Source organism: Gilliamella sp. Pas-s95, from assembly GCF_009795795.1.
Classification (GTDB): domain Bacteria; phylum Pseudomonadota; class Gammaproteobacteria; order Enterobacterales; family Orbaceae; genus Gilliamella; species Gilliamella bombicola.
In genome coordinates this window covers 1-7,679 of record NZ_WTFC01000050.1, presented here as the reverse complement: position 1 = coordinate 7,679, position 7,679 = coordinate 1, and the positions used below count along the sequence as shown (strand labels likewise).

General features: G+C 37.6%; 5 protein-coding genes and 1 riboswitch. Of the genes, 3 read left to right on the top strand and 2 right to left on the bottom strand.

Translation table 11 applies throughout. From position 1 onward, the window contains the following. Nucleotides 1–571 precede the first annotated feature (571 nt). Nucleotides 572–2,002 carry a hypothetical protein gene (locus GQ598_RS10675; RefSeq protein ID WP_160404103.1) on the top strand — a complete coding sequence of 477 codons (1,431 nt, stop codon included), beginning with the start codon at nt 572–574 and terminating at the stop codon, nt 2,000–2,002. A 176-nt stretch (nt 2,003–2,178) separates the two neighbouring features. Here GQ598_RS10675 and GQ598_RS10670 read toward each other — a convergent pair whose 3' ends face one another. Both GQ598_RS10670 and queD read right to left on the bottom strand, forming a co-directional pair. Next, a complete protein-coding gene (locus GQ598_RS10670) occupies nt 2,179–2,793 on the bottom strand; it encodes a 7-carboxy-7-deazaguanine synthase QueE (protein ID WP_160404102.1) in 615 nt (204 codons plus the stop codon). Next, complete coding sequence (queD, locus tag GQ598_RS10665; protein WP_160404101.1) at nt 2,790–3,218, bottom strand: 6-carboxytetrahydropterin synthase QueD; 429 nt, start codon at nt 3,216–3,218, stop codon at nt 2,790–2,792. Before queD ends, GQ598_RS10670 begins: the two co-directional genes overlap by 4 nt. A gap of 3 nt (nt 3,219–3,221) precedes the next feature. Continuing rightward, nucleotides 3,222–3,267: riboswitch (PreQ1 riboswitch) on the bottom strand. Nucleotides 3,268–3,553: 286 nt separating this feature from the next. On the opposite strand from queD, the gene clpB reads away from it, so the two are divergent. Both clpB and GQ598_RS10655 read left to right on the top strand, forming a co-directional pair. After that, nucleotides 3,554–6,124 (top strand): ATP-dependent chaperone ClpB, encoded by a 2,571-nt coding sequence (gene clpB, locus GQ598_RS10660; RefSeq protein ID WP_160404100.1) that lies wholly within the window; start codon nt 3,554–3,556, stop codon nt 6,122–6,124. A gap of 313 nt (nt 6,125–6,437) precedes the next feature. Continuing rightward, nucleotides 6,438–6,905 (top strand): hypothetical protein, encoded by a 468-nt coding sequence (locus GQ598_RS10655; protein WP_160404099.1) that lies wholly within the window; start codon nt 6,438–6,440, stop codon nt 6,903–6,905. Nucleotides 6,906–7,679 lie beyond the last annotated feature (774 nt).

The following is a 7,679-nucleotide window of genomic DNA, read 5'->3' as shown; positions in this document are numbered from 1 at the left end:
ACAAAAAGAGTCCTGTTCAATATCGGGAGTATTATTTTCCAGCAGCTTAGTTTTTTTGTACAACTTTTGGGGTGCAGTTCAAAATTCCCTAACTCGGACTAGGTCACTGTGGTTATTTTGATCGCCTAAAGCTAAAACGTCCGAAACAAATGCACTCAAGCAATTCAGACCAATCAAAAAAGAGCCAGTTTTAAGCAAAAATCGTTCAGAAAAGGAGCTTATTTTATTCAAATTTTTATTTACCGATTTTAACTAAAACTCCTTTCCTTTACTTTTATTTACAAGAAATTAACAAAAAAACTGGCGCTTTATTATCTAAAAGGCTATAATTTCGACGCTTTTTAGCAAAAAAAACTCATTAAATGAGCTAATAATTATAAAAATTTTAAAATAAAACAAAATTTTAATTGACAGGTAGGGATGTTATGCGTTATCATAATAGACACCAGACACCAGACACCAGCACTGGCAGTCCTATGTCTTAAATCTTCTTCATTTTCACTGTTGCCAAAAACAGACTCTATTCTCATTTTTATCTCTGGAATCACTGAACTTAGCGAAACAGACAAGATTGTCTCAGAGGCTCAAATTCTTATCACCTTTATCAAAATCTTTTTTTCTTTTTGTGCCGTTGTTATTGTCGTATTCGCTTCGTTCGCAGGCGTTATCGGTTTATACCTCAAAGATTATTGAAGGGACTGCACCGTATTTAACCATTGATAATGGTAGGACCAAAGTGACCACAACAGAGGATTTATTAGGTATCACATTATCAAACGGCACTAAAATCACATCATCAACCAATCTATCAAGTGCTAGTAATCCAATTGTGTTACCTAATAAGGGTGAAACGTTATCTGATATTAGTATGTTGGTGCCGCCATCAACTAATTCAATCACATTAGACACGCTTATTGGTGCGCCGTATAACTATTGGGGGGATGATGATGGCGATGGGCAGGGAGCAAATGGTGTCACAGCAACGGGGATTTTATCGGTAACGTTCACTGATAAAAGTGATCGTGCAGTCAACCGCAGTGATACTTTAGATATTTGCAGTGCACCTTATAAGGTAACATTAAGCACTACAGGAGGTAGTTTAACTACACAGTATGGAGTGCCAAATAGCAGTAATTTCAGTAGTAATTCGGTGACGTATTATATCAGTCCCAATTCATCTAGTAGTTGTTACTTTGTGGAATATGTTAGGCCGAATTTAAAGTATGGCGAAGATAACATTAAGATTGATGGGAATTATTACAATTTCGCTGGTCCATTAAACATTTGGAATCCTAATAAAGGATTTCTTGTTCAGTCAACCGATCCGTCATTTTATGATCTTAATTTCCCGACTACGGGTTCCGATGGTTTATACTTTGACCTAGACATGGGAGAAAAGGATACGAGTCAATTGACTTGGGCATCTGTTACTCACGATGGAATAACTGCTTCCATGGTGACGTCACCCATTTCAGGTATGACGCGAGTAACGTTAACAGGTCCTAGGGCAAGTGATAGTCAAATAAAAGCCAGAAATCCTAGTCCACTTAGTGTACCAAATTTACCACAAACATTCGAGCTAGAAGGTCGGGATAGTAGTGGCACAGTGGTCGCCAAATATGGATTTAAGTTAAAGCAATGGTTTGTAAACCGGGGAGATCGAGTTACAGGTGTTAATGGTCACACAGCTTGGTGTAATGGTTTAGGGTATCGTCTTGTGCAGGTTAGTGATTTAACTAACGCAGTACGTAAAAGCTCTCCTTCAATTTCTGGTGCTATGCCTTCGTCAGATGGTAATAATTATCAGCGTCTAATTGGCGCCGGTTTTTTCACCGAGTGGGGATATATGCAAGATTATATTGACGCCGACTTTCGCTACGATTTCTACGTGACGAGTGTCCCTAAAGGTAGTAATCAGTTTAATGTCGGTGCCGCTCGCGGTTACATACACAGTGTGAGTCCAGGTGGTTCCGACAGAGGTGGGCTTTGTGTTACTCCTTAAACCTTAGTGTTTGGTTATCTATCCTTGATATATAGAGGTTTAGAAGGCTAGAGTGGATCACTTATCAAAGAATAAATCCTAGTATTATAAGGGGTTATAAGTAGTTTAATAACGTTTGCCAAGCGGTTTTGCAATTTGATAGCAAAACCGCTTTTTTAATCTATAAAACAAAATACCTACTCAATATTGGCAAACTTATGGCTTTGCACACTCAAAAGCCATTTATTATCAAAGCGATCTTTGTTGATTTTCCCCAATAGTTCAATGGTTTCAAACATATTAAACGCACCATTTTTTTCGCACGGTGAAAGGTAATAGCGTTTGGCGTGAATTTGAGTTTCGATATATTGGCAAAAATCAAGAAAATCAGCATGATTTTCGGCAACAATCCGCACTTCATTGGCAGTAGATTGTACTATTTTTTGATAGCGTGACCGATAACAAAACTTAGGGCTAAGTGCTATATAATCTATAAGCTGATCAACTTTGCCAAGTCCATTACTTTCAATGGCAATAAAATAACCCGCATTTTTTAATGGTACAAGCAATTGAGGTAATGCTTTCACCATAGTCGGTTCACCACCGGTAATAATGATATTTTTGCTTTTATATTCTTTAACTTTAGTTATTAAAGCATCTAACGTAAACCGGGTAAATTGGCGGAAATTAGTATCGCACCAAGCACAATTTAAATTGCACCCAGCAAAACGGATAAAAATAGCAGGCATGCCAGTATTATAACCTTCGCCCTGTAAAGATTCGAAGATTTCAACGATGCGAAATTCGATCATTTTTGGCTCCGATGATATTCACAATATGAAGTTGGCGTTTCCCATAATTTGATCATCGAAATAGGCAAATATTGCGACAGGCGATCAAATATGAATTTGCTCATTGCTTCGGCAGTAGTGCGACATGGAAAAGCGAAGATTTTGCGATCCATTTCTTGCAGTAATGTGGCTATACGGCACTCATTTGGGTTATTTTGGTTGTAAAGGTAAGCATGATCTAGCGGCTCGATAATATGCTGTTTAACTACCATTTTTAGGTCAGCATAATCCATGACCATGTCTTGACTTGAACCATTATCGATAAGATCACCGCTAATTTCGACTAATAAGCGATAAGTATGACCATGCAGATTGTGGCACTTTTTATTGTGCCCATCTAGCATATGACAGGCGTCAAATTGAAACTCTTTGGCTATTTTGAACATGTTGTATTCCTAGTTTTTTTACGTGGGATGGGTTACGAACCACGGTTAGCAAACCTAACAAAATAAAGGCGCTAATATAATAGATAAAAGCTGATTTGTCATCTTGCAAGCTTTATTTAAAACAACATTGAGTGGTAATTGATTGAATTGCGGTGACCTTTATTTTTAACGCTAGTTAAGCTTTAAATATTTGCTGATCTTGCTGTATAAATTTTATAAAAAATATTCTGGATTTGCTCTTGAAATTTAGATTGCAATACACATTTAGATCACATGCAAATGGGTTGAATGTGTTAAGCATTGAATCCAAATCTATTGCTCAGGAGATAAATACTATGAGGTTAGATAAACTAACAAACAAGTTTCAACAGGCTTTAGCTGATGCGCAGTCAATGGCATTAGGTAAGGACAATCAATATATAGAGCCTGTGCATGTTCTATCAGCCATGCTTAATCAAGAAGGTAGCAGTGTAACGCCATTATTGACTGCTGCTGGTGCAAATGTTGCTGTTTTGCAACAAGAATTAACACAAGCCGTTGATCGATTACCCCAAGTTCAAGGTGTGGGTGGCGATGTTATGCCATCGCAAGAGTTTGTTCGTGTATTAAATCTATGCGACAAATTATCCCAAAAAAATGGCGATAGTTATATATCATCAGAACTCTTTATATTAGCCGCTTTAGAAGACAGAGGTAGCTTAAGTGATATTCTTAAAAGATCAGGTGTCAATAAAGACAGATTTAGCCAAGCAGTCAATCAAGTAAGAGGTAGCGATAACGTGAACGACCCTAATGCAGAAGATCAACGTGGTGCACTTAAAAAATATACCATTGATTTAACTCAACGAGCAGAACAAGGTAAGCTTGATCCTGTTATTGGTCGTGATGAAGAAATTCGCCGAACAATTCAGGTATTACAGCGCCGTACTAAAAATAATCCTGTATTAATTGGTGAACCAGGCGTGGGTAAAACCGCTATTGTAGAAGGTTTAGCTCAACGTATTGTTAACCGTGAAGTACCTGAAGGATTGCGTAATAAACGTGTGTTATCATTAGACATGGGCGCATTAATTGCGGGCGCTAAGTATCGTGGTGAATTTGAAGAACGGTTAAAAGCCGTGCTTAAAGACTTAGCAAAAGAAGAAGGTCGCATTATATTGTTCATCGACGAAATCCATACCATGGTTGGCGCAGGTAAAAGCGATGGTGCAATGGATGCAGGTAATATGCTAAAACCCGCATTAGCGCGTGGAGAATTGCACTGCGTGGGCGCAACAACGCTTGATGAATATCGTCAATATATTGAAAAAGATCCGGCGTTAGAACGTCGTTTCCAAAAAGTCTATGTTGCTGAGCCAACGATTGAAGATACCATTGCTATTTTGCGTGGATTAAAAGAACGTTATGAACTGCATCACCATGTACAAATTACCGATCCGGCAATTGTGGCTGCGGCAACGTTATCGCATCGTTATATTTCAGATCGCATGTTACCTGACAAAGCAATTGACTTAATTGACGAAGCTGCATCGAGCATTCGTATGCAAATGGATTCCAAACCAGAATCTTTAGATCGACTTGAAAGGCGCATAATTCAACTTAAACTTGAACAACAAGCGCTTAAAAAAGAGTCTGACGATGCCAGTAAAAAACGACTTGAGATGTTAAACGATGAACTTTCTGAAAAAGAAAAGGAATATGCATCACTTGAAGAAGAATGGAAATCAGAAAAGGCAGCTGTTTCGGGCACGCAAAGCATCAAAGCTGAGCTAGAAAAAGCGCGTACTGAAATAGAGCAAGCACGTCGAGCTGGCGACTTGAGCAAAATGTCTGAATTACAATACGGCAAAATCCCAGAGCTCGAAAAGAAACTGGCTTCAGCAACTCAGTTAGAAGGCAAAACCATGAAGTTATTGCGTAACAAAGTGACCGATAACGAAATTGCCGAAGTGCTATCTAAAGCGACAGGTATTCCAGTTTCTAGAATGCTTGAGAGCGAAAAAGACAAATTATTACATATGGAAGATGCTTTGCATAAACGTGTTATTGGCCAAAATGAAGCGGTATTAGCGGTTGCTAATGCGATTCGCCGTAGCCGAGCAGGGCTTTCTGATCCAAATAGACCAATTGGATCGTTCCTATTCTTAGGACCAACAGGGGTAGGTAAAACCGAGCTTTGCAAATCACTGGCTAACTTTATGTTTGATAGCGAAGATGCTATGGTGCGTATAGATATGTCAGAGTTTATGGAAAAACACTCTGTTGCTCGCTTAATTGGTGCACCTCCGGGTTATGTTGGTTATGAAGAAGGTGGATACTTAACAGAAGCAGTTAGACGTCGACCTTATTCAGTTATTTTACTTGACGAAGTCGAAAAAGCGCATCCAGATGTCTTTAATATCTTATTGCAAGTTCTGGATGATGGACGCTTAACCGATGGCCAAGGTCGCACGGTTGATTTTCGTAATACTGTCATAATTATGACATCAAACTTAGGCTCTGATCTAATTCAAGGTCAAGTTGAGTTAAGTTATGACGAAATGAAAGCGCTAGTGATGACAGTTGTTGCTAAACACTTTAGACCAGAATTTATCAATCGTATTGACGAAACAGTGGTCTTCCATCCACTCGGCCAAGAAAATATCAAAGCGATTGCAAAAATTCAATTAGCACACGTTGAAAAACGGTTAGATGAACGTGGTTACCAATTGGATATCTCGGATACAGCGTTGGAACAACTTGCTAAAGTCGGCTTTGACCCAATTTATGGGGCAAGACCACTAAAACGAGCGATCCAGCAAGAGATCGAAAACCCATTGGCACAGCAAATACTGTCTGGCAAACTAGTCCCGGGTAAAACCATTCATCTAGATTTAGTTGGCGATAACATCGAAGCTAAACAGTAATTAACCATCAAACAACAAACCGGCCTTTATGGTCGGTTTTTTTATGCCACTAAAATAAACACCATGACAACCGTCTGAAAATAAAAATAATTTTAATTTTTTATATAAAAAAAACAATTTTTTATAATTTATAATGTTAAAAAACAATCAGGATAGGATATCTAGGTGGGTTAATGAACCATAACCACAAATTTACCGTGAACGCTGCAGATAAAGGCTTTTCCACTTTTATCCAAATGTTATTTCTTATATTTATGTTTATCATACCAACAGCAATTTTTATTTATCTTCTATTAATTTGTACTTCAAAAAATTGGATGGTGCCAGTAGGCATCTGTGTTGGGTATCTCATAATCACCGCGGCGGCTTTTCGATTAGGCTTTTATCTTACAGTAAAAAAACAGCAAGAAAACAGCAAGAAAACCTACAAATCAGCATTGATGAACACAACCTAACCCTATCATCTGAAATACGACCAACAACGGTAATCCCATTACAACGAATCCACATCTTCTTTATCCATACTCTTGACTCTATTAAATTGGATTGTATCCGTATCAAATTAAATATTGAAAATATTGGCGATAAAGACACAATACTTGATTTTTCTATTGAACAAAAACCATCATCAAGCACCGAAATCAAAAATAACTTTCTAGCTTTTCAACAGTTTATTGATATCTTTTATAAAAATGTCATCGAAAACAAATTCGAATTAATTGCAAGGGAAGTTGGCGAACCGGTTCCTGATTCAGAAAAAAAGATTTATGCAAGGAAGTAACGTTTGTATAAATAATATAAATGCAGTAAGAAAAGAAAACTACCAATAAAAAATATTTATGGCATTAATTTCATTGTATTTTTATTATTTTAATGAAAAATTAATCGCTTATACAATCTAGACAAAGAGCCGCTTTCTAACAATAGATCAAACCATGGACAAAAACGCTTTAATAACGGCATCTAATCATCCAAAAAGTGGTCAGGAAAGGTATTGATTTTATTGAAGTTTTTGTTTTTCTGTTTTTTAAGCTAAATCAATCACTTACACAACCTAAGCAAATCGCCGACATACAACAAATCAACAAAACCACGAATAGCGCCCCAATAACAGCAAGTTAACCGCTCCAAACCCTTTTTTTAACGACAATTTAAAATTAAATAAAATCAACACATTAAAAAACATCTCAAAAAAAGGGTTTTCAAAGATGAAATTGTTGTTTATCTTTATACAGCAAGATTTATCAAATCTTGAGTTCTACCTTAACGCCGTACAGGCGGTTTAGAAAATATGCCCAATTAGCACAGGCGGAACCCCAAACCTTAACGCCGTACAGGCGGTTTAGAAATTGCTCGCCGTCAGATTCTGCAAAGCTAGCGTCCTTAACGCTGCACAGGCGTTTAATTCAAATAAAATCAATAATATAACAATAAAAACATAATATCTTCCCAAAAACGATGGTTATGTTGTTGTCTTATTCCGGCGTCAGAATGTGCCGACAACAGAGCGAGGTTAGCACGCCAAACAGGGATGTTTGGCGAGTTTGTGCTGCGT